The sequence below is a fragment of the Streptomyces sp. NPDC021100 genome (assembly GCF_044333095.1).
Lineage (GTDB): Bacteria > Actinomycetota > Actinomycetes > Streptomycetales > Streptomycetaceae > Streptomyces.
In genome coordinates, this window is record NZ_JBIRQH010000007.1 from 300,447 (window position 1) to 324,854 (window position 24,408).

A 24,408-nucleotide genomic window follows, 5' to 3' on the forward strand; every position below is an offset into this window, starting at 1 on the left:
CCGTCACTGCACTCTCTCTGTCCGTATGTGTCGAACTCTGCCCGTGCGTTGTCACGGTCTGGGGAACTTCCGGCGTCACGGCCTGGGGAACTCCCGGCCCAGGAGGCGCCGGGGCCTACCGGATCACTGCGGCGAGTCGAGCCGGTAGCCGACCCCGCGGACCGTACGGATGAGGGTGGGGGAGGACGGCACGTCCTCGACCTTGGCGCGCAGCCGCTGCACGCAGGCGTCCACCAGCCGCGAGTCGCCGAGGTAGTCGTGCTCCCAGACCAGCCGCAGCAGCTGCTGGCGGGAGAGGGCCTGGCCCGGGCGGCGGCTGAGCTCCAGCAGCAGCCGCAGCTCGGTCGGGGTGAGCTGGAGGTCCTCGCCGTTCTTGGTGACCGTCATCGCCGAGCGGTCGATCACCAGCGAGCCGAACGTGGCCGAGTCGTTCGACTCCCGCTCGCCCCGGCGCAGCACCGCGCGGATCCGGGCGTCCAGCACCCGGCCCTGCACCGGCTTGACCACGTAGTCGTCCGCGCCCGACTCCAGGCCGACCACCACGTCGATGTCGTCGTTCCGGGCCGTGAGCAGGATGATCGGCAGCTGATCGGTGCGGCGGATACGGCGGCAGACCTCGAAACCGTCGATCCCCGGCAGCATCACATCCAGCACGATCAGGTCCGGCCGCTGCTCGCGGAGCAGCTTCAGGCCGTCCTCGCCGGACGCCGCCGTCACCACGCGGTGACCCTGGCGGGACAGGGAGAACTCAAGGGCCGTACGGATGGCGTCGTCGTCCTCGATCAGCAACAGGAAAGGCACAGTGGTCATTCTGGCCTACCGCAGGGCGGTAGTTCGACTTCCGCTCCCGCGGCCCGCCGCCGCCCTCCGGTCCGCGGCCCGGCACGGCTCGTCATGAAGGCCCCGCCCGCTGTTGCACGGCTGTGACAGTCGGCGGACAACGCCATGAAACTGGCCCACCAAGCTGGTGGTCACCGGGCGAGAAGCAGTCCGGAACCACACCGGACCCAGCTGGCTCCACCGACGGGGGGCGCGACATGAACACACTGCACAGCACCACCACCAGCGCAGTTCGCACGCGCCTTCACGACGCCGGGCGGAGCTCCGAGAAGTCCGGTGCCGCGGGCGTACGGGGGTGTGCCCGCGGCACCGGACGCCGGACGCCGGGGATGTACCTGACGGCCATCGACGCCGCCGTGTACGGCGAGCCGGCCGCGCCGCGGGATGGCGAAGGCGCCGCGGAGACCGCCGGCACCAAGGCGTCCCGGGCGGAGGCGGAGTTCACCGCCTACGTCCAGGAGCGCCGGGCCTCCCTCTACGCGACCGCCTACCACCTCACCGGCGACCGCTACGAGGCCGAGGACCTGCTGCAGAGCGCGCTGTTCTCCACCTACCGCGCCTGGGACCGGATCACGGACAAGGCGGCGGTCGGCGGCTACCTGCGCCGCACCATGACCAACCTGCACATCAGCGCCTGGCGCCGGCGCAAGCTCAACGAGTACCCGACCGAGGAGCTGCCGGAGACGGCGGGCGACCAGGACGCGATGCGCGGCACCGAACTGCGCGCGGTCCTCTGGCAGGCGCTCGCCCGGCTGCCCGAGCTCCAGCGGACGATGCTGGTCCTGCGCTACTACGAGGGCCGTACGGACCCGGAGATCGCGGAGATCCTGGACATCAGCGTCGGCACGGTCAAGAGCAGCATCTGGCGCTCGCTGCGCCGGCTGCGCGAGGACGAGGCCATCGGCTCCGGCCGTGGCGTCGAGGAGTCGTTCGGCGAGCTCGTGGCCTAGGACGACTCGGGGGGAACGGGGGAAGCCACGGGGGAATCGAGGGGGGAGAAAAAGGGGGGATAGAGGGGGGAACGGGGGAACCACGGGGAAAGGGAGCGGGCGGACGGCCGGGGGGTCTGTCCGCCCGCTTCCGCGTTCCCCGGGGCGGGCGGCCTCCGCCTCGGACCGTCGCGCCCGGCCGCCTCGTCCTCCGGGCGGGGTCAGACCGTCGCGCCCGGCCGCTCGGCCCGTTCCGGAGCGCCCACCTTCTCGCAGTGCCCGGCCGCCGCGGCCGCGATCCGGCCCATCGCCGTGTCCCGGCCGCAGGCGAACGCGCCGAGCGCGGTGTGCCGGGCCACGATCCCCCGCTCGTCGCGCATCAGCCGCAGCCCCCGGCGGACCAGGTAGAGGACCGGCTTGCGGGCCTCGCGCAGGTCGCGCAGCAGCCGCCGGCGGAACGTCGTCGAGGGGCGGCCGCGCAGGCACAGCGCGTCGGCCAGCACGCCCAGGTCGCGGCAGCGGTCGATGATGTCGGCGGCGAAGATCCCCTCCGCCACGAACAGCGGGGTACGGCCGATGTCCAGCGTGCTCTCGCCGGTCCGCGCGCTGGTGGAGATGTCGTACAGCGGCACGCCGGTGCGCCGCGTCCGGCAGAGCGCGTCGATCGCGGCGACCGCCGCGTCCGCGTCCCAGGACAGCGGCGAGTCCCAGTCCGGGCCCCCGCCGTCCGGGAGCTGGGGGAGCGTGGGGTCCGTGCCCTCCTTGTAGAAGTCGTCGAGGTTGAGCACGGGCAGCCCGGTGCGGGCGGCGAGGGACGACTTGCCGGAGCCGGAGGGGCCGGTCAGCAGGATCACACGGGCGCACGGCGCCTGGGGCGGGAGGGCAGTCACGGAACACCAGTGTGACGCATTGAGCCGGAAGGGGGACCCCCCTGGGTCGCCGGATGCGCCGGGAGTGATCGCTCAACTACGCTGCGTGGCTGAATGGTTCGGGTTCCCGGCTCGGCAGGTGGTCATGGCCTCGCACGCACGTCACGCGTTCCGTCCGTCCTCACGTCTCGCGCGCCCCCTGGTCCGGACGGGGCTGACGCTCACCGCGGGGGCCGCCATCGCCGTCACCGGGGCGACCGAGGCGAGCGCCCGTCCGGCCGCTCACCCGTCCGGCCACCCGTCCGCCCGTCCCGGTAGTACGGCGCAGGCCCAGCTGGGGCCGATCGATCTGGCCGCCGCGGCGGAGGGGGCGCGGATCGGCCTCCAGAAGTCGGTGGAGCCGCTCATCCCGGTGCTGCGGATGCTGCCCGTCAACCCGCTCGCGCGGACGGGCTCGGACCCGCTGAACAACGCGGTCGGCACGCAGGTGGGGGACTTCAAGCCGGTCAGCACGCGGGCGTTGACGGGCTCCCTGTCGGACGGCGGGAAGGTGCAGGACCTTCCGGGGCTGAACATGCTGCCGCGCTGAGGCGGTCCGTGGACGGGGAGAGGGCGGGACCGTGACGGTCCCGCCCTCTCGGTGTCTCAGTACGAGGAGCCGCCCGCGCCCAGCGACCCCGTCGGGTGCCAGACGGTCTTGGTCTCCAGGAACGCCATCAGCCGCTTGGTGCCCGGCGCCGCCGCCCAGTCCACAGCCTGTGGACGGAGAACGCGCTTCAGGTTGTCCGCCGCGGCCGCCTCCAGCTCGGTCGCCAGCTCCGCGCCCGCCCCGGCCAGGTCGATCGCGTTGACGTCCTGGTGCGCGGCCAGCGACGGCATGATCTCCGCCGCCCGGCCGGACAGGATGTTGACGACGCCGCCCGGCACGTCGGAGGTGGCCAGCACCTCGCCGAGGGAGAGCGCCGGCAGCGGCGCCCTCTCGGACGCGACCACGACGACCGTGTTGCCGGCCGCGATCGCCGGGGCGATCACCGAGACCAGGCCCAGGAACGACGAGTCCTGCGGCGCGACCACGGCCACGACGCCCGTCGGCTCGGGGGACGAGACGTTGAAGAACGGCCCGGCCACCGGGTTGGTGCCGCCCGCGATCTGGGCGATCTTGTCCGTCCAGCCGGCGTACCAGACCCAGCGGTCGATCGCGGCGTCCACCTGCGCGGCGGCCTTGGCCTTGGACAGGCCCTCCGCGTCGGCGACCTCGGCGACGAACTGGTCCCGGCGGCCCTCCAGCATCTCGGCGACGCGATAGAGGATCTGGCCGCGGTTGTACGCGGTCGCGCCGGACCAGGCGGAGAACGCCTTGCGCGCGGCCACGACGGCGTCACGGCCGTCCTTGCGGGACGACAGGGGCGCGTTGGCGAGCCAGTTGCCCTTCGAGTCGGTCACCTCGTACACCCGCCCGCTCTCGGACCGGGGGAACTTGCCCCCGACGAACAGCTTGTAGGTCTTGAAGACACTGAGTCGCTCAGACATCGAGGTAAGCCTCCAGACCGTGACGGCCACCCTCGCGACCGAAGCCCGACTCCTTGTACCCGCCGAAGGGCGAAGTCGGATCGAACTTGTTGAACGTGTTGGCCCAGACGACGCCGGCCCGCAGCTTGCTCGCGACGGCGAGCATGCGCGACCCCTTCTCCGTCCAGATGCCGGCCGACAGCCCGTACTGCGAGTTGTTGGCCTTGGCGACGGCCTCCGCCGGGGTGCGGAACGTCAGCACCGACAGCACCGGGCCGAAGATCTCCTCGCGGGCGATCCGGTGGGCCTGGGTGACGTTGGTGAACACCGTCGGCGCGAACCAGTAGCCGGACGAGGGCAGTTCGCAGGACGGGGCCCAGCGCTCGGCGCCTTCCGCGACACCGCTGTCGGCGAGCTCGGTGATCCGGGCGAGCTGCTCGGCGGAGTTGATCGCGCCGACGTCCGTGTTCTTGTCCAGCGGGTCGCCGACGCGCAGCGTCGCCATCCGGCGCTTCAGGGCGTCCATCAGCTCGTCCTGGATCGACTCCTGCACCAGCAGGCGCGAACCGGCGCAGCAGACCTGCCCCTGGTTGAAGAAGATGCCGTTGACGATGCCCTCGACGGCCTGGTCGACCGGGGCGTCGTCGAAGACGATGTTGGCGCCCTTGCCGCCCAGTTCGAGGGTGAGCTTCTTGCCCGTGCCGGCGACGGTCCGGGCGATGGCCTTGCCGACGGCGGTCGAGCCGGTGAAGGCGACCTTGTCGATGCCGTCGTGGCCCACCAGCGCGGCACCCGTGGTGCCGTCACCGGTCAGGATGTTGACGACGCCCTTGGGCAGCCCGGCCTGGCGGCAGATGTCCGCGAAGAACAGGGCGGACAGGGGCGTGGTCTCGGCCGGCTTGAGGACGACCGTGTTGCCCGCGGCGAGCGCCGGGGCGATCTTCCAGGCCAGCATCAGCAGCGGGAAGTTCCACGGGATGACCTGGCCCGCGACGCCCAGCGGCCTCGGGTCCGGGCCGAAGCCGGCGTGCTCCAGCTTGTCGGCCCAGCCCGCGTAGTAGAAGAAGTGCGCGGCGACCAGCGGGAGGTCCGCGTCGCGGGTCTCCTTGATCGGCTTGCCGTTGTCCAGCGTCTCCAGGACGGCGAGCTCGCGGGAGCGCTCCTGGATGATGCGGGCGATGCGGAAGAGGTACTTGGCGCGCTCGGAGCCGGGCAGCGCCGACCACTTCTCGAACGCCTTCCTGGCCGCCGTGACGGCCGCGTCGACGTCGGCCTCGGTGGCCTGCGCGACCTCGGAGAGGACCTCCTCGGTCGACGGCGAGACGGTCTTGAAGACCTTGCCGTCGGACGCCTCGCGGAACTCGCCGTCGATGAACAGCCCGTAGGAGGGGGCGATGTCGACGACGGCGCGGGACTCAGGCGCCGGTGCGTAATCGAAAGCCATGGTCAGTCCACCGTCACGTAGTCGGGACCGGAGTAGCGGCCGGTGCTGAGCTTCTGCCGCTGCATCAGCAGGTCGTTGAGCAGGCTGGAGGCACCGAAACGGAACCACTCGTTCGTCAGCCACTCCTCACCGACGGTCTCGTTCACCAGCACCAGGAACTTGAGCGCGTCCTTGGTGGTGCGGATGCCGCCCGCCGGCTTGACGCCGACCTGGACGCCGGTCAGCGCGCGGAAGTCGCGGACGGCCTCCAGCATCAGCAGCGTGTTGGCGGGGGTGGCGTTGACGGCGACCTTGCCGGTCGAGGTCTTGATGAAGTCGGCGCCGGCCAGCATGCCGAGCCAGGAGGCGCGGCGGATGTTGTCGTACGTCGACAGCTCGCCGGTCTCGAAGATCACCTTCAGCCGGGCGGCGGTGCCGTCCGGACGGCGGCACGCCTCCTTGACGGCCTTGATCTCCTCGAAGACCTTCAGGTAGCCCCCGGCCAGGAACGCGCCGCGGTCGATCACCATGTCGATCTCGTGCGCTCCGGCGGCGACGGCGTCCTTGGTGTCCGCCAGCTTCACCGGCAGGGCCGCCCGGCCCGCGGGGAAGGCGGTGGCGACGGACGCGACCTTCACGTCCGAGCCGCGCACGGCCTCGGCCGCGGTGGCCACCATGTCGGGGTAGACGCAGATCGCGGCGGTGCGGGGGGTATCGCGGTCCGTCGGGTCCGGGTTGAGGGCCTTGGCGCACAGCGCCCGGACCTTGCCCGGGGTGTCCGCGCCCTCGAGGGTCGTCAGGTCGATCATCGAGATCGCCAGGTCGATGGCGTACGCCTTCGCCGTCGTCTTGATCGAGCGGGTGCCGAGCGCGGCGGCGCGGCCCTCCAGCCCGACCGGGTCGACGCCCGGGAGGCCGTGCAGGAAGCGGCGCAGCGCACCGTCGGAGGCGGTGACATCCGCCAGCGAGGCCAGTCGCTCCGCGGCTTCTTTGCCGTGGGAAGGAACAGTGGGCATGGTCACCCGATGAGCATATCTACGCGCGTAGCGCGTGTCACCCCCTGCGGGGTGTCGAAGCGGTCCGTCAGCGGTCCGTCAGCGGTCCGTCAGCGGTCCGGACGTGGTCCGGAAGCGGTGCCGAGGCGGGAAGAACCCCCTTGGAGGCACTTCTTCCGTTTACTGTCGAGCGTCCGTGACATACGAAAGACCGTGCGATGACACGCGATCCATAGATTTTTCCCAGCACGACCGCCCGACTCACCGGCCCCACACCTTGAGGAAAGCGGCATGCGGATCGCCTACCCCGTCCAGCGCTCGTCATCAGGAGCCACGCATGTCCCGACGCCGTAACACCCTGCGCATCACCCTCGCCTCCGCCGCCGTCGCGGGGGTCGTGCTCGCCCCGGTCTCGTCCGCCTTCGCGTCGTCCCACACCCCTGCCGCCGCGTCGGCGAAGCCCTCGGCGTCCCGGGCCGCCAAGGCGCACAAGGACTTTCCGCCCGTTCCGGCGGGCAAGTGCGTGTACAAGAAGTCCCTGAGCATCGGCGCGGGCGCGTCCGCCGACCTGTACAACACCACCGGCGGCCCCCAGGTCTTCCTCATGACCACCGACGAGCGCGGCCGTCCCGAGGTCTTCGGGCACCTGGACCGCAAGCACCCGTCGCTGCCCAAGGACGCGGGCATCATCGCCAAGATCGTCAATGCGGGCAGTGCGCAGCCGAAGTTCGTGTTCCAGACCCAGGGTGGTCCCGGCAGCCACCCGGAGACGGTCCTGTTCCGGAAGCTGCCCAAGGGCTGCGTCGCGGTGCACCACGTCAAGTAACACCCCGCTTCACCCTCTATCACCCCAGCAGCATCCCGGCACCGGGGCGGGCCGTCGTCACCAGCGGCCCGCCCCGGTGTCGTCGTTTCCCCTTTACGCGGCGTTCCCGTTCATGCGCGTTCCCGCTGGTACGAGCGGTACGGCGTTGCCGTACTGCAACGTCCGGGAGGCCCGCGGTCCGGCAGAATCGGGCCATGACGAGTTCATCAGAAGCGCCGGAGTTCGCCGAGCGCCGCTACCGCTCGGCCGCCGGCATCGCGAGCGGCGTCCTGATGCTGGCGCTGGCCGCCTGGCTGGGCGGCGACGCGATCGTGCGGGGCAGCGGCCGGACGCCCTGGCTGGCCCTGGCGGGGCTGCTGTTCCTGGTGCCGCTGGTCATCGCGTTCACCGTGCGCCCCGCGGTCTGGGCCTCCGAGGACCGCCTCCTCGTCCGCAACCCCTTCCGGACGATCAGCCTCCCGTGGTCCCGCGTCGCCACCGTCCGCGCCGGATACTCCAGCGAGGTGCTGACCGAGGCCGCGAAGTACCAGCTCTGGGCCATCCCCGTCTCCCTCCGCCAGCGCAAGCGCGCCGCCGGCCGCCAGCAGCGCGCCGCGGCGGAGGGCATCAGCGACCGGGTCACCGTCCGCCCGTCCGACACCCCGGACCGCTCCCCCTCCGACCAGGCCATCGAGGACCTGCGTGAACTCGCCGAGCGCTGCGCGCGGCGGGAGGGCGCGCAGGGGGAAACGTCGGTCCGGTGGGCCTACGAGCTGATCGTGCCGTCGGTGGTGGGGCTGGTGTTGTGCGTGGTGCTTTACGCGGTGATCTGACCGCGCTGATCCGGTCGGTCCCCCGCCGGGAGGGTGACGGCCTCTTCCCGGCAGTCGCGGCAGAGCGCCCCGGGGTGGGCGGCGCGGATGGCGCGTTCACAGCCGTCGCAGGTCCGGAGGGGGAGCGGCTTCGGCGCCGCCGCCCGTGGATGTTCGTTCCACCGCGTGACGGTGACGACCTGCCCGCCCTCCGTCCGGACGCGCCGCCGCTCCAGGTATCCGGCGGCCTCCAGCTCGCGCAGGCCGCGTCCGATGGTCACTTCGCCCTCGCGGAAGCGGCGGGCGAGGTCCTTGATGCCGATGTGGACGCCGTCGGGGAGCGACTGCACGTACACCCCGATCCCGATCGCGACCAGCGACAGTTCGCGGTGCTGCGGGAGGTGGTTGCCGACGACGGTGAAGTGACTCGTGTGCCGGTGCCGCAGGTGGGTCACTCCACCGTGCGGACGCCCGGCGCGCGCGGACGCCCGCGCGCTAGACTGCGCCTCAGTCATGGGGAAGGTACTGCTTCCTCGTTGATCAGGCCCTCGCCCGGGATGCCCGTCCCGGCGGGGGCCGTCTGTGTTTGTGGGGTGGTTCGCGGCGACCGTACCGCGCCGCTCGGCGCACGATCCACCGCGTCACCCGATGGTGTGACGGGGAGGGTTTGGTTGGGTATGGCTTTCCCAACTTCCTTTTCCTTCAAGGGTCCGGGCGCGCCGGGAGGCGGTACGCCGGGTCCTGGTTCCCCGGATGCGGCGGGGCGTCCGCGAGCCGCACCCCAAGCCATGGAGGGCGTGAGCGACCGTGCCGGAGTTCGTCCCGCAGCAGCGGATCAGTGAGTTCAGCAACGACGGCTTCGAGCAAACGGCTTGGCGACTGGAAACGCGCGCCGGCTACGTCTCCGATCAGGTCACTCCGTCCTACGCGGAGTTCCTCCGCACCGGTGACACGGCCGGGGAAGTGGACCACCCGTGGTTCGACAACGTCCGCCGCATGACCGGATCGGGAAAGCGCTTCGAGCGCGTCCGTCTGGTCGACAAACCGCCCACGGTGAACCAGCGTTACCTCCTGGCCTGTGCCCGGACCAACGTCGCGGCGGGCGAGGACATCCGCTGCTTGTGGCGCGACGACGCCGACCGGCGCGGCCTGAACCTCTCCGACTTCTGGCTGTTCGACTCGCGGACACTCGCCCGGTTCCATTTCGACGGCGAACGCACGGTGGGCATGGAGCTGATCACGGATCCCGCGGAAGTGCTGCGCGCCTGTCAGATCCGTGACGCGGCATGGCACTACGCGGTGAGGTACGGCGAGTTCAGGGCCGCGATGCCGTGAGCACAGTGCTCCGCGAGGGCGTAGCGTCGGAGCATGGTCGCGAACGAGCACCTGGGTGATCGTCTGGGGAAGCTGCGGCGCTCGGCCGGGCTGACGCAGGAAGGGCTGGCGGGACGGGCAGGGGTGTCGGTCGACGTCGTGCGCAAGCTGGAGCAGCGGCGCAAGCACTCGGCCCGGCTCCCTACGCTGCATGCCTTGGCGAGGGGACTCGGCGTGGAGCTCACCGCCTTGCTGGGGGACCCGCCGGGGGTTCCCTCCACCGGGCAGGCCGAGCCGCCCCGGCTCGTGGCGCTGCGGCGGGCGATCGCGCCTCCTCTCTTCGCGCCGCCGCCCGAGCCGGACGGGCCGGAGGCCCTTACGTTTCCGTTGCTCCGCGCCACGCTCGAAGAGGCGTGGACGCTGTACCACGCCGCCGCATTCGAACCGCTGATGGCGGCGCTGCCGGGGATCATCGCGGACAACCGCCTGGCCGCCGCGGTGGGCGACGGCGCCCAACGCGCCGTCGGGCAAGCCGGCCTGGCGAAGGCGTTGCAGCTCGGCGGGCATCTGTCGATCCGTCTCGGCAAGACGGACCTCGCGCTGTCCGCGCTGGAACGGGCGGTCACGGCCGCCGAGGCGTCGGGGGATCCGCTGCTTCCCGCGATGGTCTGCAACTCCGTGGCCTGGGCCTACCAGCGTCAGAACCGGCTGGACGACGCGCTGGGCCTGGCCGTGCACGCCGCCGACGGCGTCGAGCGGGACCGGGCGCGCGGCACGGAGGGCGTACGGGTCTGGGGCGGTCTGCTGATGTCCGCCGCCACCAGCTCCGCCCGCTCCGGCGACTACGACACGGCCGACGAGATGATGCGCATTGCCGAGCAGGCGGCTGGCCGTCTGGCCGCTCTTCCGCCGGCGCCCAACGGCAAGCTGGTCAGCGTGTTCAGCCGGTCGTCCGTGCGCATCGAACGCGTGCGCCTCGCGGTGCAGCACGGCCGCCCGCAGGAAGCACTCCGTCTCGCCCGGCGGATGCGGCTGAGCGCCGACATCCCGCCGTCCTGGCGCACTTGGCTGCTCCTCGATCTGGCCCGCGCCCACGCGGACCTCGGCGACGCGGCCGAAGCGGTCCGCGCCCTGGAGAAGCTGCACCGCACGGCCCCGGGCTGGATGCGGCACCACACGCTCGCCGTCGCCATCGTCGTCGACCTGCTGTCCGGCCCGGCCCGGCCCGGCCGCCGGGGCTGCGCAGGCCGGCCACGCTCCTCGGGGTGGACGAGCGGGGGCGGTGAAGCGCCGGAAAGTGGGACGTTGCGTCCCTGTGGCCGCACAGCCCGTCACGGCAGGCTTGCCGCGAAGGAAGCGGCGGCGCGGGAAAACGGAACGAGCCGCCACTATGAACGGCGCACGGACCGACGGCGCGCCGCCCACAGACGGAAGCAGGCGATCACCATGCCCCCAGCCGAGGAGCCGAGCAGCCATGACCGCGACGCACATCCACCCGTGATGACGCTGATGACCGGCGACATCGAGCCCATCGACCTCGTCTCCGTCCGCGCCACCGTCCGCCGCGCCCTTCAGGTACGGGCTCGTCCGCCTCGGGCGGCGGAAGTGCGGGAGATCACCGGGGCGTTGCGGGGCCATGCGCGGCGGATGTTGCGGGTGGCGCGGAGTCGGGTGGAGGGGATCGAGCGGGGGACGGTGGCGTGGATCCAGTGGACCGCGTTGATCCACCGAGCTCAGGATGATCTGGACCGCGTCGCCGGGAGCGGCAGCGCCGCGGCGGCGATGTACATGGACGACCTCGGGCGGACGTGCCGGCGGCTCGCCGACTGCCTCGACGAGTGAGGCGCCGGTGCGCGCCGGCCGTGGAGCCCGGATGCGTGACCCGGAGGGCCCGGCGGCTCGGCGCGCAGCCCTGCCCCGTCCCGTACTACGCTGGCAGTAGGGCACGACGGTGTCCGGGGAGTTGCCATGGCCGGCACAGTCAGCAGATGGTTTTTCGAGCCGGGGCATACCGGCGTCCAGTTCCGGGCGCGGCACATGATGGTCACGTATGTGCGTGGGAACATCAAGGATGTGCACGGTTCGCTCGTGTGCGATCCCGAGGATCCCGAACACGCGCAGGTTGAGGCGACCATCGACGCCACGCAGGTCTGGACGGGGCAGCCGCAACGCGACGCACACCTGCGAAGTGCGGACTTCTTCGACGTTGAGCACCATCCGACCTGGACGTTCGCGAGCACGCGGGTGCGGCGGCTGAGCTCGACGGAGTTCGGTCTCGACGGGGATCTCACCGTGCGGGGCGTGACGCGGCCGGTGTCGCTCGACGTGATGTACCTGGGGCAGTGGGACACGCCCTGGTGGGAGGACGGCCGGGATCAGGGGCCGCGGCGGCGGGCCGGGTTCACCGGGCGGACGCGGATCAACCGGCAGGACTTCGGCGTCAGTTGGAACGACACCGTCGACCGGGGCGGCGTCGTGGTCAGCGACCTGATCGACGTCCGTGTGGACGTGGAGGCCGTGCTCGACGCGGACGCGGCCGAGGGCGCCGTTCCGTAGCGCGCGGACGGGGTGGAGGGGGTCGAGCGGGGGACGGTGGCGTGGATCCAGTGGACCGCGTTGATCCACCGGGCTCAGGATGACCCGGACCGTGTCGCCGGGAGCGGGAGCTTCGCGGCGGCGGTGTGCATGGCGGCCTCGGGCGGGCCTGCCGCCGCTCGCCGACTGCCTTGACGAGTGAGGCACCGGCCGAAGGCCGTACCTCGTACTCATCGGCGCGGCAACCGACCGGTTCACACCGCGACGAGCCGGATCCGGTCTCCGCACAGCTTGGTCATGTCGTCGACGTCCGAGGTCAGCATCACGACCGGTCGCCGCTGCCGGAGGGCCGTCTCGGCCACGGCCGCGTCGATGGCGTACTTGTGGCCGTGCAGACCGGCGGACATCAGCAGCGACGAGGCGGCCTTCGCCTCCTCGTCGCCCACGGCGACCACCCGTAGGCCGGACAGCAGCCAGCGCAGCCGGGCCTTGTCGGTGCGGGCGCAGATCACCACCTCCATGCCCCCCGCCGGGCCGCCGTGACCAGGAGCTTGGACAGGCCCTCGCTGTCCGGGACCAGGGTCCCCTCATGAGTCAGCTTGCGGCGGGCCACCGCTCCTCCTCGGCGAACACCTCGTCGAAGACCTGTCGGGCCCGCTCCCGCGCCTTTTCCGAAACCGGGCCCAGGCGCTGTTCGTAGTCGGCCAGGTACTCGTCCAGGATCCGGCCGCGCAGCTCACGCTCGACCGCTGCCGTGATGAACGCGGAGAACTCGCCCTTGCCGGCCCGCGCGCGGATCGCCTCCGCCGTCCCCTCCGGCAACGACAGACTCACCCGCGTCGCCGGGCCCTCACCGATGCCGTACGTCTCCTCGGTCATGCGGCCACGGTGCCAAGCGAGCAGGAAGCCGGCAAGGCGCGCAGGCCGGCGCGCGCCCCTCGCGGCGGCCAACCGCTCAGCCCGTCAGCGGGCCCCCGATCGCCGACGGTGCGACCGTGTGCGCCGACGGAGGGACGGCGGGGGCCTGCACCGGCTTGCCGAAGTCCGAGAGGGTGAGGGTGGCCGAGACCTCGCTGCCGACGCCCATCGGCATGCCGAAGCGGGTGCGGACGACGCGGCCGTCGCGGTCGATCCAGACGTCCGCGCGGGGCGGGAGCAGGCGTTGCATGTCCTTCCAGTGGGACGCGAGTTGCTGTCGTTGTGCCGCGACCATGCGGTGGGTGAGCGTCTTGAGGTCCGGCTCGGCGCGGTAGTGCGTCGTGGGCGCGCCGTTCACCTTCTCCTCGCCCACTTTCCTGGCGGACGGCAGCAGCGCCACCTGGCGGAGGACATGCGCGGGGTCGTTCATCGGGGCGCGGAAGAGGTAGTGCGCCTCCGCCCGGTCCTTGCGCACGGAGCGCCAGGCGGAGTCGCCGTCGGCCTCCTGCGGCATCCGGAAGTACACCGTGCGACCGGTGAAGACCTCGTCGAGCGTCACGGACCGCCCGCCGTCGCTCTGGAGCTGCACCTTCAAGTCGCCCGTGCCCGCGGCGAAGTCGTGGGCGCCGCGCAGGGCGAAGTCTGCGGTGGTGGTGCCGTCGCCCACGCGGATCCGCTCGTCGACCCGCGCGGTCGTACGCGCCGTCGCGGCCGCCGCGGCGCGGACCGTCGCGCCGTCGTCCGCCGGAGTGGGGGCGGGGGTGGTCCGGGACGGCGACGCGTTCGCCGCCGGTTTCCCCTTGCTCTCGGTCCCCTCCCCGCCGTCGCTTCCGCCTCCGCCGCAGGCGGTGCAGAGCATGATCAAGCCGACGAGCGTCACCGAGGAACGCCGCATCACTTACCCCCCAATAGTTGACAGGGCACCCCCGAGCCCCGTGAATCGAACGTTCACTCTAGCGGCGGTCGGCGGAGGACGACTGCGGATTTCCACGGCGGAGGCCCCGCCCCCGGTCTCCCCGGGAGCGGGGCCTCACAAGGCGCTGACCAGCGGCGTCAGATGCCCGCCGCCTCCGCCAGGTCCTTCTTGACCGACGCGAGGACGTCCGCCGCGCGGCGCCGCGCATCCGTCAGGTCCGCGGCGGAGCCGACCGGGACGACGACCTCCAGGTAGCACTTGAGCTTGGGCTCCGTACCGCTCGGACGGACGATCACCCGGGCGGCCGAAACGGTGCCCTCGGTGTCACCCGAAAGGTGGTATCGCAGGCCGTCGGTCGGCGGCAGCGCCTCGGAGCCCTCCGCCAGGTCCTCCGCCGACGCGACCGCGAGACCGGCCAGGGCCGTCGGCGGCTGCTCACGCAGACGGCGCATGGCGGCGGCGATCAGGGACAGGTCCTGGACGCGGACCGACAGCTGGTCCGTGGCGTGCAGGCCGTGCTCGACGGCCAGGTCGTCGAGGAGGTCGGTCAGGGACCGGCCCTGCTCCTTGAGCCCGGCGGCCAGCTCGGCGACCAGCAGGGCGGCGGTGATGCCGTCCTTGTCCCGGACGCCCGCCGGGTCCACGCAGTAGCCAAGCGCCTCCTCGTAGGCGTAGCGCAGGCCGTCGACGCGGGCCAGCCACTTGAAACCGGTGAGGGTCTCGGTGTAGTCGACGCCCTCGCTCGCCGCGGCGATGCGGGAGAGCAACGACGAGGAGACGATCGTCGTCGCGAACATGCCGGTCGCGTCCTTCCGGCCCAGGTGCGCGGCGAGCAGCGCGCCCACCTCGTCGCCGCGCAGCATCCGCCAGCCCGCGTCGGCGGACGGGTCGGGGACGGCGACGGCGCAGCGGTCGGCGTCCGGGTCGTTGGCGATGACGATGTCCGGCGCCTCGCCGCGCTCGGCCGCGGCGCGGGCCGTGGCGAACGCCAGGTCCATCGCGCCCGGCTCCTCCGGGTTGGGGAACGCGACCGTCGGGAAGTCCGGGTCCGGCTCGGCCTGCTCGGCGACGACGACCGGCGCCGGGAAGCCGGCGCGGGCGAAGGCGGCGGTCAGGACGGTCCGGCCGACGCCGTGCATCGGCGTGTAGACCACGCGCACGTCGCGGGCCGAGCCCTCGGTGAGGACGGCGTCGGTGCGCTTCAGGTACGCCTCGACGACTGCGTCGTCCAGCGTCTCCCAGCCGGACTCGGGGCGCGGAACGTCGTCCAGGCTCGCCACGGCGGCGATCTCGGCGGCGATGCCCGCGTCGGCCGGCGGCACGATCTGCGAACCGTCGCCCAGGTAGACCTTGTAGCCGTTGTCGCGCGGCGGGTTGTGGCTCGCGGTCACCTCGACGCCGGCCACGGCGCCCAGGTGGCGGATGGCGAAGGCCAGGACCGGGGTGGGCAGCGGACGCGGCAGCAGCGCCGCCTTCAGGCCCGCGCCGACCATGACGGCCGCGGTGTCGCGCGCGAAGTCCGCGCTCTTGTGGCGGGCGTCGTAGCCGATGACGACGGTGCCGTTGGCGTGGCCCTGCTTCTTGAGGTACGCGGCGAGGCCCGCGGCCGCCCGGATCACCACGGCGCGGTTCATCCGCATCGGGCCCGCGCCCAGCTCGCCGCGGAGGCCGGCGGTGCCGAACTGGAGGGTGCCGGCGAAGCGGGACGCCAGCTCGGGCAGGTTCTCGGCGTCGACGAGCGCGGTGAGCTCCGCGCGGGTCTCGGGGTCGGGGTCCTCGGCGAGCCAGGTCCGGGCTCGGGTGAGGAGGTCGTCTCGCTCCTGCTCCACGATGTTCCTCCGGGGGTTGTCTGAGTTGCGTGTGCGGGCCGCTGCGCGGTGCTGTTTCAGGGCGGTGCGGTGCGGGGTGCTGTGTGGTGCTGTGCCCCGGCGGTGGGGCGGACGGTCGCGGGGCGGCGGGTACACGGCTGTTACGGGTGTTCCCCGAAACGCCGCGAAGATCGCCCGGGGCCGCCCGGAGCCGGTGGGAACCGGCCGCCGGGAGGCGTCGGAGGGGCCTCGGGGCCTCGGTACGGGCCCGTTCGCCGCCTCGGCCTCCGGCGCGCTCCCGCCGTTCCGTCGCCGGGTGTGCCCGGGGCCGTACGGCCGCGTCCGGACGGACCGCCCGCTTCCGTACGGCCGCTCGGGCCTGTGGCGTCCGGGCCGATAGCGTCCGGACCCGTACAGCCGCCCGGGGCGGTGCGACGCGCCGGAGGCGCGGGCCCGCCCACGGCGGCCCGCCGTGGGTGGATCCGCGCCTCCGGACGACGACGACCGCCGCGGACGACCGTCACGGGCGTCCCGTCACAGGCGGGGCAGCACCTGGGCCAGCAGCGAGCCCATGCGGGCGGCCGAGTCGCGGCCGGCCTGGAGCACCTCTTCGTGGTTGAGGGGCTCGCCGGTCATGCCCGCGGCCAGGTTGGTGACGAGGGAGATGCCGAGCACCTCGGCGCCCGCCTCGCGCGCCGCGATGGCTTCCAGGGTGGTGGACATGCCCACGAGGTCGGCGCCCAGCAGGCGCGCCATGCGGACCTCGGCCGGCGTCTCGTAGTGCGGGCCGGGGAACTGGGCGTAGACGCCCTCCTCCAGCGTCTCGTCGACCTCCTTGCACAGGGTGCGCAGGCGGGACGAGTACAGGTCCGTGAGGTCGACGAAGTTGGCGCCGACGATCGGCGAGGTCGCCGTGAGGTTCAGGTGGTCGCTGATCAGCACCGGCTGGCCGGGGCGCATGCCGTCGCGGAGACCGCCGCAGCCGTTCGTCAGGACGACGGTCTTGCAGCCGGCGGCGACGGACGTGCGGACGCCGTGGACGACGGCGGCGACGCCGCGGCCCTCGTAGTAGTGCGTGCGGCCGAGGAAGACCAGCGCGCGCTTGTCGTTGATCTTGTACGAGCGCACGGTGCCCGCGTGGCCGGCGACGGCGGCGGCGGAGAAGCCGGGGAGCTCGGTGACCGGGAACTCGGTCTCGGGCGCGCCGAGCGCCTCGGTCGCGGGAACCCAGCCGGAGCCCATGACCAGGGCGACGTCGTGGGTCTCGGCGCCCGTGAGCTCGCGCAGTCGGGCGGCGGCGGCGTCGGCCGCGGCGTACGGGTCGGCCTGGATGTCCGGAGTAACTGATGCGTTCACGCGGACGAGGGTAACCGGTCGGCGCCTACGCGCGTAGATGTCGCAGGTTACGGTCTTGCGACTGTTGCTTTGTCGCTTCTCACGAAGCGGCCTGGGGTGGCCTGTGGGAGGTGCCCCGGACCCGCCCTCTCACCGTTTCTTGCGGGGCTTCGCCCCGCACCCCGAAGCGCGCTGCGCGCGCTGTCCTCAAACGCCGGACGGGCTGGATCGGCTCAGCACGGCCGCTTCCGCAGCTCCATCACATAGTCGTGCGGCGCCCCCGCCGACTCCGCCGCGTCCGCGATCTCGCCCAGGTAGCGGGCGGAGGGGAGGCCGCCCTCGTAACCGTTGAGGACGTAGATCCAGGCGGTCTCCTCGCCGTCCAGGGTGTGCACCCGGACCCGCATCCGCCGGTAGATGCCGAGGCCGACGCCCTCCCAGCGGTCCATCGACTCCTCGTCCATCGGGGCGATGTCGTAGAGGGCGACGAAGACCTGCGACCGCGGCTCCTCCACCACGGTGGCCAAGGCGCCCTCCCAGCCCATCTGCTCCCCGCCGAAGGTCAGGCGCCAGTCGGCGAGCCAGCCCGTGCCGCGCAGCGGCGAGTGGGGGGCGCGGCGCGTCATCAGCCGCGCGTCGAGGTTGCCGGCGTACGCGGCGTAGAGCGACATGGTTCTGAGGGTACGGGAGTGAGGCGGGACCGCATTTGGGATGGCAGTCTCGTAGGGACCGCCCGCTTCCGGTTCCGGCGCCGCATCCGACAGGCGCCGGAACCACCGGAGGCCCCGGAAGGAGTCGCTTTGATGGGTGCGGGACAATGGAGTACGTGACTCGGATCGTGATCATCGGTGGCGGACCCGGCGGCTATGAGGCGGCGCTCGTCGCCGCGCAGCTCGGTGCGGAGGTGACCGTCGTCGACTGCGACGGTCTGGGCGGGGCGTCGGTGCTGACCGACTGCGTGCCCTCGAAGACGCTCATAGCGACGGCGGAGGTGATGACCTCCTTCGACTCGTCGTACGAGGAGCTGGGCATCACCGTCGACGACGGGGCCGTCATCGGGGTGGACCTGGGGAAGGTCAACCGCCGGGTGAAGCGGCTGGCGCTGGCCCAGTCGCACGACATCACCGCCTCCGTGACCCGGGCCGGCGGCCGGGTGCTGCGCGGCCGGGGCCGGCTGGACCCGGTGCGGGAGGCCGACGGCACCCGCCGGGTGATCGTGCGGACGGGCGACGGCGAGGAGACGCTGCTCGCGGACGCCGTCCTGATCGCCACCGGCGCGCACCCCCGGGAGATCCCGGACGCGCTGCCGGACGGCGAGCGGATCCTCAACTGGACCCAGGTCTACGACCTGGAGGAGCTGCCCGAGGAGCTCATCGTGGTGGGCTCGGGCGTCACCGGCGCCGAGTTCGCCGGCGCGTACCAGGCGCTGGGCTCGGAGGTCACCCTGGTCTCCTCGCGCGACCGGGTGCTGCCGGGCGAGGACCCGGACGCCGCCGCCGTGCTGGAGGACGTCTTCCGCCGCCGCGGCATGAACGTCATGGCGCGCTCGCGGGCGCAGGCCGCCAAGCGGGTGGGCGACCGGGTGGAGGTCACCCTGGCCGACGGACGCGTCATCAGCGGTACGCACTGCCTGATGGCCGTCGGTTCGATCCCCAACACCGCCGACATGGGCCTGGAGGAATCCGGCGTCCGGCTGACGGAGTCGGGCCACATCCGGACGGACAAGGTCTCGCGCACCAGCGCCCCCGGCGTCTACGCGGCCGGCGACTGCACCGGTGTGCTGGCGCTCGCCTCCGTCGCCGCCATGCAGGGCCGGATCGCGATGTACCACTTCCTGGGCGACGCGGTGGCGCCGCTCAATCTCAAGGCTGTATCCGCGAACGTATTTACGGATCCGGAGATTGCGACGGTCGGGTATTCGCAGGCGGACGTCGACAAGGGCCTGATTGACGCCCGTGTCGTCAAGTTGCCGCTGCTGCGCAATCCCCGCGCGAAGATGCAGGGAATCCGGGACGGATTCGTCAAGCTGTTCTGCCGTCCGGGTACGGGGATCGTGGTCGGCGGCGTGGTCGTCGCGCCGCGGGCCAGCGAGCTGATTCATCCGATCTCGATCGCGGTCGACAACAATCTGACCGTGGAACAGATCGCGAACGCGTTCACCGTGTACCCGTCCCTGTCCGGGTCTGTCGCGGAAGTGGCGCGTCAGCTGCACACGCGGAAGGCCCAGCGGGAGGGCTGAGGCCCACCGGGGTTCCGGGGGACCGGAGGGGGTGGCTCTCCTTCCGGTTCCCTATACCACTTCTTGGGGTGCCCGGCGAACAACTTCCGTTAGTTGGTGCAACCTGCTGAAAGCAGATGGTCGTTGGCGTTACTGTCGGTTTCGTGTTCGCTGCAGAACGTCGTCAATTGATCCTCGAAATGGTGCGCGCCAACGGAGCGGTATCGCTGCGTGAGCTCGCCCGCGTCGTCCAGACCTCCGAAGTGACCGTACGGCGTGACGTACGGGCGCTCGAAGCGGAAGGGCTGCTCGACCGCCGGCACGGCGGTGCGGTGCTGCCCGGAGGTTTCACCAGGGAGTCCGGCTTCCCGCAGAAATCCCATCTAGCGACCGCGGAGAAGACGGCCATCGCCGACCTCGCGGCGAGCTTCGTCGAGGAGGGCGAGGCCGTCGTCGTCGGCGCCGGTACCACCACGCAGGAGCTGGCCCGCCGGCTCGCGCGGGTGCCGGGGCTCACCGTGGTGACCAACTCCCTGCTCGTCGCCCAGGCGCTCGCCCACGCCAACCGGGTCGAGGTCGTGATGACCGGTGGCACCCTGCGCGGCTCCAACTACGCGCTGGTCGGCAGCGGCGCCGAGCAGTCCCTCCAGGGGCTGCGGGTCTCCCGGGCGTTCCTCTCCGGGAGCGGTCTGACCGCCGAACGCGGCCTGTCCACCTCCAACATGCTCTCCGCCAGCGTCGACCGGGCCCTGGTGCAGGCGGCGGCCGAGGTCGTGGTCCTCGCGGACCACAGCAAGCTCGGCACCGACACCATGTTCCAGACCGTCCCGACGGACGTGATCACCAGACTCGTGACCGACGAGCCGCCGCCGCACGACGAACGGGCGGCGACGGAGCTCCAGGCGCTCGCCGACCAGGGGGTGCACATCTCCGTCGCGGGCCACGGTGCGCAGCCGGGCCCGCACGGCGAGTCGGGGCCGCCCGCCCGCCGGCGGGAGGCGCCGCCCCTGCCCGGGCAGCGGCGGGCCCACCCGCTGGGCGGCGAGGGCGCCCGGCACGGTGCCCACGGCGGTCCGCACGGCCAGCCCTACCCGGGGCCCGCACAGGGCGGACCGCCGGGGATGCAGGCGCAGCTACGGGGTGCCGGGCCGCTGGGCGAGCAGCCGTCGGCCCGCGTCGCGGACCTGGCGCCGCGGCGGCGCTGAGCCACCGCAGAACCGCCCGTTCGGGTGAATGCCGAACGGTGGCCATAACGGTGGCCATCGAGAAACGCGAACCCGCGGGACCCGTCAGTCCGCGCGGGGCTCGGGCCGGATGCCCCGCAGCGTCAGCGTGAGCAGGCGGTCGGCCAACTCCGGGTCCTCCGGCGTCTGTTCGACCGCCAGCGCGATGGCGTTGGTCAGCTGCAGCAGATCGGTCACGCTCACGTCCGCGCGGACCGCCCCGGCCCGCTGCGCCCGGGCGAGCAGCGTGCCGCCCGCCTCCCGCATCGGCAGGCTGCACCGGGCGAGCGCGGACGCCTCGTCGGACTGAGCGGCCATCAGGGCCCGGGCCAGTCCCCGGTAGGTGCTGGCGTGCGCGATGACGGCCCGCAGCCAGTCGACGAGCGCCCGGCACGGCTCGGGCGCGGCCAGCAGCTCCCGCGAGCGGGCCAGCAGCCCGTCGACCTCCCCCTGGAAGACCGCGCACATCAGCGCCGTGCGGTTGGGGAAGTGCCGGTAGAGCGTCCCGATCCCGACTCCGGCCCGCCGGGCCACGTCCTCCAGCGAGGCGTCCGTACCGTGCGCGGTGAAGGCGGTCCGCGCCTCCGTGAGCAGCCGTTCGTAGTTGCGCCGGGCGTCCGCCCGCATGGGTCGTGCTGACGTCCGTGCCGTCTCGGTCGTCATGTCCGTCCGTCCCTCCGGTCGCTCCCCGCGGTGTCAAGGATGTCATGGGGGCGGCGACGGCCGGGTGTCACGCCTGGGGTGCGTACGCACGCGGGCCCCGGCCGTGGGAACGGCCGGGGCCCGCGTGCGTCGTGTCCGACGTCAGTCCTTGATCTCGCAGATCACCGCGCCCGACGACACCGAGCCGCCGATCTCCGCCGTGATGCCCTTGACGGTGCCCGCGCGGTGCGCGTTGATGGGCTGCTCCATCTTCATGGCCTCCAGGACCACGATCAGGTCACCCGCGTCGACCTGCTGCCCCTCCTCGACCGCCACCTTGACGATCGTGCCCTGCATGGGCGAGGTCAGCGCGTCGCCGGAGGCGGCCGAACCGGCCTTCTTGGCGGCGCGGCGCTTGGGGCGGGCGCCGCCGGCGGCGGCGGTGCGGGCGATGGTCATGCCCAGCGACGATGGGAGGGAGACCTCCAGGCGCTTGCCGCCGACCTCGACCACGACGGTCTCGCGGCCCGGCGCCTCGTCCTCGTCCTCGGCGGCGGTGCCCGCGAAGGGAGGGATCGTGTTCTGGAACTCGGTCTCGATCCAGCGGGTGTGGACCTTGAACGGAGTGCCGTCGGTGGGGGCGAACGCCGGGTCGGTGACCACCGCGCGGTGGAACGGGATGGCCGTGGCCATGCCCTCGACCTGGAACTCGCCGAGCGCGCGGGCGGCCCGCTGGAGGGCCTGCTCACGGGTGGCGCCGGTGACGATCAGCTTGGCCAGCAGGGAGTCCCACGCCGGGCCGATGACACTGCCGGCCTCGACGCCCGCGTCCAGCCGGACGCCCGGACCGGACGGCGCGTCGAAGCGGGTGACGGTGCCCGGGGCGGGCAGGAAGTTGCGGCCCGGGTCCTCGCCGTTGATACGGAACTCGAACGAGTGACCCCGCAGCGGCGGGTCGTCGTAGCCGAGCTCCTCGCCGTCGGCGATGCGGAACATCTCGCGGACCAGGTCGATCCCGGAGACCTCCTCGGTGACCGGGTGCTCGACCTGGAGCCGGGTGTTGACCTCCAGGAAGGAGATCGTGCCGTCCTGGCCCACCAGGAACTCGCAGGTGCCGGCGCCCTCGTAGCCCGCCTCGCGGAGGATGGCCTTGGACGCGCGGTAGAGCTCGGCGTTCTGCTCGGAGCTCAGGAACGGCGCGGGCGCCTCCTCGACGAGCTTCTGGTGCCGGCGCTGGAGAGAGCAGTCGCGGGTGGAGACCACCACGACGTTGCCGTGCTTGTCCGCCAGGCACTGCGTCTCGACGTGCCGGGGGCGGTCCAGGTAGCGCTCGACGAAGCACTCGCCGCGGCCGAAGGCGGCGACCGCCTCGCGGACGGCGGAGTCGTAGAGCTCCGGCACCTCCTCCAGCGTGCGGGCGACCTTCAGACCGCGCCCGCCACCGCCGAAGGCGGCCTTGATGGCGATCGGCAGGCCGTGCTCCTCGGCGAAGGCGACGACCTCGTCGGCGCCCGAGACCGGGTCGGCCGTACCGGCCACCAGCGGCGCGCCGGCGCGCTGGGCGATGTGACGGGCCGCCACCTTGTCGCCCAGGTCGCGGATGGCGTGCGGCGGCGGGCCGATCCAGGTCAGGCCCGCGTCGATGACGGCCTGCGCGAACTCGGCGTTCTCGGAGAGGAAGCCGTAACCGGGGTGGATCGCGTCCGCCCCGGACTCCGCCGCGGCGGCGAGCACCTTGGCCATATCGAGGTAGCTGGCCGCGGGAGTGTCACCACCCAGCGCGTACGCCTCATCGGCCACCCGGACGTGCAGGGCGTCCCGGTCCGGATCGGCGTAGACCGCCACACTTGCGATCCCGGCGTCCCGGCACGCACGAGCAACGCGGACAGCGATTTCGCCACGGTTGGCGATGAGCACCTTGCGCACGATGGCTCCCTCCTTGAAACAAGGTGAGTTTAGGTACTGGCGACACTCTGTGCCGACCCGACGTCGAGGGTGACCTTGCCCACACGGAGCGTGAAGCGCGCGTTCCGCGTGCCCCGGAGACCCTTGATGTCCCACGGTACGCCGCCTGTACCTGGGTGGCGGGCGAATCGGGGTGTGGGCAAGGTCTCGACGATCACCCGGGTGCCCCGGGGCGCAATCTTTGTGGGGTCCCTACGAACGGACGACGGAAAGTTTGCGATGCGGCGCGTTCGGGAGGCGTGGCTTCCGGGGCGGGTGAGAGGGAAGGCGCGGGGGTGCGAGGGGAGGGCCCGAGTGGTGTCGGAGGGGAGCGGCACAGCGCGTTCAGGAATGGTGCGGCAGGTGTTCAACTGCCGTTTCCGCGATGCGAGTCCGGGCCGGCCCCCGGGGCGCGTGGGTCGCACACAGGCGGGGGAGGCGTGAAGTGCGTGCGATTTCCCGGGTGTTCCCCGGGGCGGCGGGGTGCGGAGGCGCCAGGAGCAGTGACCGATATGCCGTGACATCGTTGAAGAAGTCATGATCAAGCGCATTGCAGCAGCCGCCGCCCTGGCCGGGGCCGCCCTCTCCGTGACCACCGCCGCGTCCGCCGCACCGCTGCCGCTGCCGCAGCCGAAGGAGCCGACCGCGAGCGCGGGCGACGTGACGGCGCCGCCGGCCGCCGCCCCGCACCGGACGGCCACCGCACGGAACGCGCAGAAGCCGCAGAAGGCGCAGGACGCGGCTGCCGGGCAGAAGGCGGCCGCTTCGCGGAAGGCGGCCTCGGCGCAGAAGGCGGCGGGAGCCGCGAAGGCGGCCGGGACCGCGAAGACGACCCGAGCGGCGAAGAAGACCGGTGCCGTGAAGGCCACGGGCGCCGCGAAGACGCCCGGCGCCGCGAAGGCCACGCCCGCGCGGCCGGCGGCCGGCCCGCGGCACGCCGCCGGCGCGCGTCATGCGGCGGGTCCGCGTCACGCGGCCGGTCCGCGTCATGCGGCGGGTCCGCGTCACGCGGCCGGACGGCAGCAGCCGAGCGCGCCGTCACGGCAGCCGAGCGCGCCGTCGCAGGCGCCCATGGCGCAGTCGCAGTCGCAGCCGCAGCAGTCGATGCAGCCGCAGCAGTCGCCTCAGCAGTCGATGCAGCCGCAGGCACCCACCCCGCCGCAGCAGCCTCCGGCGCCCACTCCGCCCCAGGCCACCGAGCCGCCGCAGAACCCGCCCACCAGCATCTACCCGGACGCGGTCAACGAACTGGGCAAGCTGAGCCAGATCAGCCAGCTGAAGAAGGTCGGCCAGGCCACCAAGCAGCTTCCGCTCTGATCGCTCGGATCACGCCCGTCCCACCACGTCCGTCCCGCCACGCCCAGGCCACCCGG

22 protein-coding genes and 3 pseudogenes are annotated in these 24,408 nt (G+C 72.5%); 11 read left to right on the plus strand and 14 right to left on the minus strand.

What is annotated here, in order from left to right:
• Positions 1 to 123: 123 nt before the first annotated feature.
• Positions 124 to 801 (minus strand): two-component system response regulator AfsQ1, encoded by a 678-nt coding sequence (gene afsQ1 / locus ACH4PU_RS16760; protein WP_004943811.1) that lies wholly within the window; start codon positions 799 to 801, stop codon positions 124 to 126.
• A 236-nt stretch (positions 802 to 1,037) separates the two neighbouring features.
• On the opposite strand from afsQ1, the gene ACH4PU_RS16765 reads away from it, so the two are divergent.
• Complete coding sequence (locus ACH4PU_RS16765; RefSeq protein WP_398272086.1) at positions 1,038 to 1,790, plus strand: SigE family RNA polymerase sigma factor; 753 nt, start codon at positions 1,038 to 1,040, stop codon at positions 1,788 to 1,790.
• A gap of 200 nt (positions 1,791 to 1,990) precedes the next feature.
• On the opposite strand, the gene ACH4PU_RS16770 is transcribed toward ACH4PU_RS16765, so the two are convergent.
• Positions 1,991 to 2,659 carry an ATP-binding protein gene (locus ACH4PU_RS16770; RefSeq protein WP_398272088.1) on the minus strand — a complete coding sequence of 223 codons (669 nt, stop codon included), beginning with the start codon at positions 2,657 to 2,659 and terminating at the stop codon, positions 1,991 to 1,993.
• An 85-nt stretch (positions 2,660 to 2,744) separates the two neighbouring features.
• Here ACH4PU_RS16770 and ACH4PU_RS16775 point away from each other — a divergent pair, with 85 nt between their 5' ends.
• Positions 2,745 to 3,227 (plus strand): hypothetical protein, encoded by a 483-nt coding sequence (locus tag ACH4PU_RS16775; RefSeq protein ID WP_398272090.1) that lies wholly within the window; start codon positions 2,745 to 2,747, stop codon positions 3,225 to 3,227.
• A gap of 56 nt (positions 3,228 to 3,283) precedes the next feature.
• On the opposite strand, the gene ACH4PU_RS16780 is transcribed toward ACH4PU_RS16775, so the two are convergent.
• From ACH4PU_RS16780 to deoC, 3 genes are read right to left on the minus strand one after another with little or no spacing between them, the layout of a single operon-like run.
• Positions 3,284 to 4,168: an aldehyde dehydrogenase family protein gene (locus ACH4PU_RS16780; RefSeq protein ID WP_398272092.1), complete on the minus strand. Its 885-nt coding sequence runs from the start codon at positions 4,166 to 4,168 to the stop codon at positions 3,284 to 3,286.
• The gene (locus ACH4PU_RS16785; protein ID WP_398272177.1) at positions 4,161 to 5,597 is read right to left on the minus strand and encodes an aldehyde dehydrogenase family protein; all 1,437 of its coding nucleotides are present in this window, start codon (positions 5,595 to 5,597) and stop codon (positions 4,161 to 4,163) included. The genes ACH4PU_RS16780 and ACH4PU_RS16785 overlap by 8 nt, the downstream gene beginning before the upstream one ends.
• Positions 5,594 to 6,586: a deoxyribose-phosphate aldolase gene (gene deoC, locus ACH4PU_RS16790; protein WP_398272179.1), complete on the minus strand. Its 993-nt coding sequence runs from the start codon at positions 6,584 to 6,586 to the stop codon at positions 5,594 to 5,596. The genes ACH4PU_RS16785 and deoC overlap by 4 nt, the downstream gene beginning before the upstream one ends.
• Positions 6,587 to 6,902: 316 nt before the next feature.
• On the opposite strand from deoC, the gene ACH4PU_RS16795 reads away from it, so the two are divergent.
• Positions 6,903 to 7,391 (plus strand): hypothetical protein, encoded by a 489-nt coding sequence (locus tag ACH4PU_RS16795; RefSeq protein ID WP_398272094.1) that lies wholly within the window; start codon positions 6,903 to 6,905, stop codon positions 7,389 to 7,391.
• A 194-nt stretch (positions 7,392 to 7,585) separates the two neighbouring features.
• Entirely contained in the window at positions 7,586 to 8,203 is a 618-nt protein-coding gene (locus ACH4PU_RS16800; protein ID WP_398272096.1) for a PH domain-containing protein, read from the plus strand.
• Here the strand turns inward: ACH4PU_RS16800 and ACH4PU_RS16805 are convergent.
• Positions 8,188 to 8,637 carry a hypothetical protein gene (locus ACH4PU_RS16805; RefSeq protein ID WP_398272098.1) on the minus strand — a complete coding sequence of 150 codons (450 nt, stop codon included), beginning with the start codon at positions 8,635 to 8,637 and terminating at the stop codon, positions 8,188 to 8,190. The genes ACH4PU_RS16800 and ACH4PU_RS16805 overlap by 16 nt on opposite strands.
• 352 nt (positions 8,638 to 8,989) lie before the next feature.
• Here ACH4PU_RS16805 and ACH4PU_RS16810 point away from each other — a divergent pair, with 352 nt between their 5' ends.
• The 4 genes and pseudogenes from ACH4PU_RS16810 (at position 8,990) to ACH4PU_RS16825 (ending at position 12,052) form a co-directional block, all read left to right on the plus strand.
• Entirely contained in the window at positions 8,990 to 9,517 is a 528-nt protein-coding gene (locus ACH4PU_RS16810; RefSeq protein ID WP_398272100.1) for a DUF6879 family protein, read from the plus strand.
• A 33-nt stretch (positions 9,518 to 9,550) separates the two neighbouring features.
• Positions 9,551 to 10,782, plus strand: a pseudogene (locus ACH4PU_RS16815) (helix-turn-helix domain-containing protein).
• Positions 10,783 to 11,053: 271 nt separating this feature from the next.
• Positions 11,054 to 11,338, plus strand: a pseudogene (locus ACH4PU_RS16820) (DUF6415 family natural product biosynthesis protein); the annotation flags it as partial.
• A gap of 126 nt (positions 11,339 to 11,464) precedes the next feature.
• On the plus strand, positions 11,465 to 12,052 hold the full coding sequence (locus ACH4PU_RS16825; RefSeq protein ID WP_398272102.1) for a YceI family protein: 588 nt from the start codon (positions 11,465 to 11,467) through the stop codon (positions 12,050 to 12,052).
• Positions 12,053 to 12,285: 233 nt separating this feature from the next.
• On the opposite strand, the pseudogene ACH4PU_RS16830 reads toward ACH4PU_RS16825, so the two are convergent.
• The 6 genes and pseudogenes from ACH4PU_RS16830 to ACH4PU_RS16855 all read right to left on the minus strand — a co-directional run bounded on the left by ACH4PU_RS16830 (position 12,286) and on the right by ACH4PU_RS16855 (position 17,679).
• A pseudogene (locus ACH4PU_RS16830) lies at positions 12,286 to 12,644 on the minus strand (DNA-binding protein).
• Positions 12,626 to 12,910: a hypothetical protein gene (locus ACH4PU_RS16835; protein WP_398272104.1), complete on the minus strand. Its 285-nt coding sequence runs from the start codon at positions 12,908 to 12,910 to the stop codon at positions 12,626 to 12,628. Before ACH4PU_RS16835 ends, ACH4PU_RS16830 begins: the two are co-directional and overlap by 19 nt.
• A 76-nt stretch (positions 12,911 to 12,986) precedes the next feature.
• On the minus strand, positions 12,987 to 13,844 hold the full coding sequence (locus ACH4PU_RS16840; RefSeq protein ID WP_398272107.1) for a hypothetical protein: 858 nt from the start codon (positions 13,842 to 13,844) through the stop codon (positions 12,987 to 12,989).
• Positions 13,845 to 14,002: 158 nt separating this feature from the next.
• The gene (locus ACH4PU_RS16845; protein ID WP_398272110.1) at positions 14,003 to 15,694 is read right to left on the minus strand and encodes a phospho-sugar mutase; all 1,692 of its coding nucleotides are present in this window, start codon (positions 15,692 to 15,694) and stop codon (positions 14,003 to 14,005) included.
• Positions 15,695 to 16,207: 513 nt separating this feature from the next.
• A complete protein-coding gene (locus ACH4PU_RS16850; protein WP_398272113.1) occupies positions 16,208 to 17,029 on the minus strand; it encodes a purine-nucleoside phosphorylase in 822 nt (273 codons plus the stop codon).
• Between the two features lie 212 nt (positions 17,030 to 17,241).
• A complete protein-coding gene (locus tag ACH4PU_RS16855) occupies positions 17,242 to 17,679 on the minus strand; it encodes a gamma-glutamylcyclotransferase (RefSeq protein WP_398272116.1) in 438 nt (145 codons plus the stop codon).
• A gap of 146 nt (positions 17,680 to 17,825) precedes the next feature.
• Between ACH4PU_RS16855 and ACH4PU_RS16860 the strand changes: the two genes are divergently transcribed.
• On the plus strand, positions 17,826 to 19,247 hold the full coding sequence (locus ACH4PU_RS16860; protein ID WP_398272118.1) for an NAD(P)H-quinone dehydrogenase: 1,422 nt from the start codon (positions 17,826 to 17,828) through the stop codon (positions 19,245 to 19,247).
• A gap of 179 nt (positions 19,248 to 19,426) precedes the next feature.
• Positions 19,427 to 20,431 (plus strand): DeoR/GlpR family DNA-binding transcription regulator, encoded by a 1,005-nt coding sequence (locus tag ACH4PU_RS16865; RefSeq protein WP_398272181.1) that lies wholly within the window; start codon positions 19,427 to 19,429, stop codon positions 20,429 to 20,431.
• 84 nt (positions 20,432 to 20,515) lie between these two features.
• On the opposite strand, the gene ACH4PU_RS16870 is transcribed toward ACH4PU_RS16865, so the two are convergent.
• Complete coding sequence (locus ACH4PU_RS16870; protein ID WP_398272120.1) at positions 20,516 to 21,112, minus strand: TetR/AcrR family transcriptional regulator; 597 nt, start codon at positions 21,110 to 21,112, stop codon at positions 20,516 to 20,518.
• Positions 21,113 to 21,253: 141 nt separating this feature from the next.
• Entirely contained in the window at positions 21,254 to 23,017 is a 1,764-nt protein-coding gene (locus ACH4PU_RS16875; protein ID WP_398272122.1) for an acetyl/propionyl/methylcrotonyl-CoA carboxylase subunit alpha, read from the minus strand.
• A 555-nt stretch (positions 23,018 to 23,572) separates the two neighbouring features.
• Here ACH4PU_RS16875 and ACH4PU_RS16880 point away from each other — a divergent pair.
• Positions 23,573 to 24,352 carry a hypothetical protein gene (locus tag ACH4PU_RS16880; protein WP_398272125.1) on the plus strand — a complete coding sequence of 260 codons (780 nt, stop codon included), beginning with the start codon at positions 23,573 to 23,575 and terminating at the stop codon, positions 24,350 to 24,352.
• The last annotated feature ends 56 nt before the right edge of the window (positions 24,353 to 24,408 follow it).

Excerpts from the sequence above, each read along its gene's own strand:
- ACH4PU_RS16765 (WP_398272086.1), top strand. The coding sequence starts at position 1,038 with ATGAACACACTGCACAGCACCACCACCAGCGCAGTTCGCACGCGCCTT.
- ACH4PU_RS16780 (WP_398272092.1), bottom strand. The coding sequence starts at position 4,168 with ATGTCTGAGCGACTCAGTGTCTTCAAGACCTACAAGCTGTTCGTCGGG.
- deoC (WP_398272179.1), bottom strand. The coding sequence starts at position 6,586 with ATGCCCACTGTTCCTTCCCACGGCAAAGAAGCCGCGGAGCGACTGGCC.
- ACH4PU_RS16795 (WP_398272094.1), top strand. The coding sequence starts at position 6,903 with ATGTCCCGACGCCGTAACACCCTGCGCATCACCCTCGCCTCCGCCGCC.
- ACH4PU_RS16800 (WP_398272096.1), top strand. The coding sequence starts at position 7,586 with ATGACGAGTTCATCAGAAGCGCCGGAGTTCGCCGAGCGCCGCTACCGC.
- ACH4PU_RS16825 (WP_398272102.1), top strand. The coding sequence starts at position 11,465 with ATGGCCGGCACAGTCAGCAGATGGTTTTTCGAGCCGGGGCATACCGGC.
- ACH4PU_RS16835 (WP_398272104.1), bottom strand. The coding sequence starts at position 12,910 with ATGACCGAGGAGACGTACGGCATCGGTGAGGGCCCGGCGACGCGGGTG.
- ACH4PU_RS16840 (WP_398272107.1), bottom strand. The coding sequence starts at position 13,844 with ATGCGGCGTTCCTCGGTGACGCTCGTCGGCTTGATCATGCTCTGCACC.
- ACH4PU_RS16855 (WP_398272116.1), bottom strand. The coding sequence starts at position 17,679 with ATGTCGCTCTACGCCGCGTACGCCGGCAACCTCGACGCGCGGCTGATG.
- ACH4PU_RS16860 (WP_398272118.1), top strand. The coding sequence starts at position 17,826 with ATGGAGTACGTGACTCGGATCGTGATCATCGGTGGCGGACCCGGCGGC.
- ACH4PU_RS16865 (WP_398272181.1), top strand. The coding sequence starts at position 19,427 with ATGGTGCGCGCCAACGGAGCGGTATCGCTGCGTGAGCTCGCCCGCGTC.
- ACH4PU_RS16870 (WP_398272120.1), bottom strand. The coding sequence starts at position 21,112 with ATGACGACCGAGACGGCACGGACGTCAGCACGACCCATGCGGGCGGAC.
- ACH4PU_RS16880 (WP_398272125.1), top strand. The coding sequence starts at position 23,573 with ATGATCAAGCGCATTGCAGCAGCCGCCGCCCTGGCCGGGGCCGCCCTC.